This is a genomic window from Stenotrophomonas sp. GD03777 (genome assembly GCF_029842485.1).
GTDB lineage: Bacteria > Pseudomonadota > Gammaproteobacteria > Xanthomonadales > Xanthomonadaceae > Stenotrophomonas > Stenotrophomonas sepilia.
Map to the genome: position 1 here is coordinate 1 of NZ_JAOCGL010000202.1, position 2,974 is coordinate 2,974.

Genomic DNA, 2,974 nt, shown 5'->3' on the forward strand with positions numbered 1-2,974 from the left:
CCGAGCCGGCCCCGCAACCGGAGCCGGATCCGACGCCTGAACCCGAGCCGGTTCCGGTGGAAGAGCCCGTGTCACCGCCGCCGGTGAAGGCCGAGGCGCTGGCGCCTGCCATCGCTGCAGAGGCAAGCGATGACCTGCCGCCGTGGGCCACCGACGAAGCCGAGGCGCGGGATGGGGCTTTGGCGGCCGAGATGGCCGGCCCGGATGCCGCCATGGTCGCGCCCTGGCATGAACCGCCGGCTCCCGCCGCGGATCCAGGCGAGCCTGCGCCGCCGGAGCGTTCGTTCCGCGCCGAAGGTATTGCCATTGCGCCGGCCGAACCGGCTCCGGCGCGTGAGGCCGCACCGCAGGAAGGTGTCAGCGAGCTGGCCACTGCCGAAGACTGGCTGGACCTGGTCGCCAACAGCGGTCTCAGCGGCCCCTCGCGGCAGCTGGCTGCCAACGCCGCCTTCATCAGCTGCCAGCACGGGACCTTGAAACTGGGCCTTTCGCCCGGATTTGAGTACCTGCGCTCGGAGCGCGCGCTGGCTGCCCTGGGCGAGATGCTGGAGAAGGCCCTGGGCCAGGCGCCGAAGATCGTGGTCGAGACCGTGGAAACCGAACACGTTCCGGCCGAGACCCTGCATCAGCGTGCCGACCGCCAGCGTGGCGAGCGGCAGCAGGTGGCAGAGGCCGTTTTCATGGACGACCCGGAAGTGCAGGTGCTGATCCAACAGCACGGTGCCCGGGTTGTTTCCGATTCCATCCGTTCTTTTGACGAGTAAGACACTATGCGCGGCAATATCGCCCAACTGATGCAGCAGGCCCAGAAGATGCAGGAAAACCTGCAGAAGGCCCAGGAAGAAATCGCCAGGATCGAAGTGACCGGCAGTGCCGGCGGCGGCATGGTCAGCGTGACCCTGACCGGCGCCAAGGAATGCCGCAAGGTGCGCATCGACCCGTCGCTGACCAGCGACCCGGAGATGCTGGAAGACCTGATCGCCGCCGCCTTCAACGATGCCTCGAACAAGATCGATGCCGAGTCGAAGTCGAAGATGGGTTCGGCCACCGCCGGCATGCAGCTGCCGCCGGGCATGAAGCTGCCGTTCTGATTGCCAGCGTGGCATCCGTGCAAGCGGGTGCCACAGAATCTGTAGCCGTCGAGCTCGCTCGGCGCCATCAAAGCATGCCGCCGTGTCCGCACCCCTGCTTGAACAATTGATCGACGCACTGCGGGTGCTGCCTGGCGTAGGCCAGAAGACGGCGCAGCGCATGGCCTACCACCTGCTCGAGCGCGAGCGCGAAGGCGGCCAGCGCCTGGCCGAAACGCTGGCCTTGGCGGTGGAGCGTATCGGCCACTGCGCGCAGTGCCGCGACTTCAGCGAAACCGAGCTGTGCCCGACCTGTGCCAACAGCAGCCGCGAGCGCAGCCAGCTGTGCGTGGTCGAATCGCCGGCCGATCGTCTCGCGATCGAGAACGCGACGGGTTTTCGCGGTGTCTACTTCGTGCTGCAGGGCCGGCTGTCGCCGCTTGATGGCGTCGGCCCGCGCGAGCTGGGCCTGGAGCAGCTGGAGCAGCGGCTGGCCGAAGGTGAGGTACAGGAGCTGATCATCGCCACCAGTGCCACCGTCGAAGGCGAAGCCACCGCGCATTACCTTGCGCAGCTGGCGCGCGCGCGCAAGGTGCAGCCCAGCCGGCTGGCACAGGGCCTGCCGCTTGGCGGCGAGCTTGAATACGTTGACCGCGGCACGCTGTCGCACGCGTTCGGGACGCGCAGCGAATTCCGTGATTGAGCACCACCCGGGCATCGCCCGGCGCGGCCGGCCTACAATGCGGAAGACACTCCCGCCGAGGCCGACCATGAGCAACGAAACCCTCTTCAGCAAGATCATCCGTCGCGAGATCCCGGCCACCATCGTCTATGAGGACGACGAGGTGCTGGGCTTCAAGGACATCGCACCGCAGGCGCCGGTGCACGTACTGTTCATTCCGAAGAACGAGATCATCCCGACCCTGGACGACCTGCAGCCGTCGCAGGCGCACCTGGTCGGCAAGCTGGCCCTGGCCGCTGCCGAATACGCGCGCCGCGAGGGTTTCGCGCAGGACGGCTACCGCATCGTGATGAACTGCCGCGAGCACGCCGGGCAGACCGTGTTCCACATCCACATGCACCTGCTGGCCGGCGCGCCGCTGGGGCATTTCGGTACGCCGGGGCGTTGAAGCCCTGTCCACGCATGTGTGGATGAAAAAGGCCGCCCGAAGGCGGCCTTTTCCGATCATGCGGGCTGGGTGGCGATCACCACCAGCCCCAACGGCCGTAGCCACCCCAGTACGGGCCCCACGGACCCGGGCCCCACGGGCCATAGGGGTAGGGCACCACATCGACCTGGCGCTGTTCCGGCCACAGGTAGATCACATCGGCCGACAGCTTCGGCAGGCGGTAGTCGTAGTCCCCGATGCGGGTGTTCTGGTAGCCGTAGATCTTGCCGATGAAGGTCACGTCACGCCCGGCTTCAAACACGGCCGGGTCGTAGAAACCGGCGCGGCAGGCAATGAAGCGGCCGTCGCTGGCGTCGGACGAGGTGGTGTTCGGGCGGCCACTGGCGTTGAGCGGGCGCGAGATCATCTGGAAGCAGGTCTCGCCCTGGCCGGGCTTGGTCTCGATGATGCGGCCGCCCCATCGGACCGGCGTACCGACCTGCTGGGTGGCGACCGAGTCGCGCGGGGAAACCAGGCTGAACTGTCCCTGCAGCGGCTTGGGGGCCGTGGCGCAGGCCGACAGGGCCAGCGTGGCCACAGCGGTGAGGAGGAACTTGGTGTTCATGGGGAGGCTCCGGAAGTCGGGCGATGCCTGCGCAGGTCCCGCAATAATGAAGCGAGGTCGGTGCAAGTTCCAGCGTAGCGCGCGTCGGCGAAACGCTGGCTGAGCGCGAGCAGGGTCGGGTCGGGTCGCTGCCGGTGAACCCGCTGTGCCCAGTCCTGTGCGGTTTCGTG

General features: G+C 67.6%; 5 protein-coding genes and 1 pseudogene. 4 read left to right on the plus strand and 2 right to left on the minus strand.

Features of this window, described 5'->3' with window-relative positions; all coding sequences use genetic code 11:
• The 4 genes from N5E02_RS20650 to N5E02_RS20665 form a co-directional block, all read left to right on the plus strand.
• Positions 1-764, plus strand: a 764-nt coding sequence (locus N5E02_RS20650) for a DNA polymerase III subunit gamma/tau C-terminal domain-containing protein (RefSeq protein ID WP_279946713.1), incomplete at its 5' end; no start/stop codon positions are given.
• Between the two features lie 6 nt (positions 765-770).
• On the plus strand, positions 771-1,091 hold the full coding sequence (locus N5E02_RS20655) for a YbaB/EbfC family nucleoid-associated protein (RefSeq protein WP_019659509.1): 321 nt from the start codon (positions 771-773) through the stop codon (positions 1,089-1,091).
• A gap of 82 nt (positions 1,092-1,173) precedes the next feature.
• The gene (gene recR / locus N5E02_RS20660) at positions 1,174-1,773 is read left to right on the plus strand and encodes a recombination mediator RecR (protein ID WP_005415496.1); all 600 of its coding nucleotides are present in this window, start codon (positions 1,174-1,176) and stop codon (positions 1,771-1,773) included.
• 67 nt (positions 1,774-1,840) lie between these two features.
• Entirely contained in the window at positions 1,841-2,200 is a 360-nt protein-coding gene (locus N5E02_RS20665) for a histidine triad nucleotide-binding protein (protein ID WP_005415497.1), read from the plus strand.
• 76 nt (positions 2,201-2,276) lie between these two features.
• Here N5E02_RS20665 and N5E02_RS20670 read toward each other — a convergent pair whose 3' ends face one another.
• Positions 2,277-2,804: a Slp family lipoprotein gene (locus N5E02_RS20670; protein WP_279946714.1), complete on the minus strand. Its 528-nt coding sequence runs from the start codon at positions 2,802-2,804 to the stop codon at positions 2,277-2,279.
• Positions 2,801-2,974, minus strand: a pseudogene (locus tag N5E02_RS20675) (transglutaminase domain-containing protein); the annotation flags it as partial. The pseudogene N5E02_RS20675 and the gene N5E02_RS20670, both read right to left, overlap by 4 nt.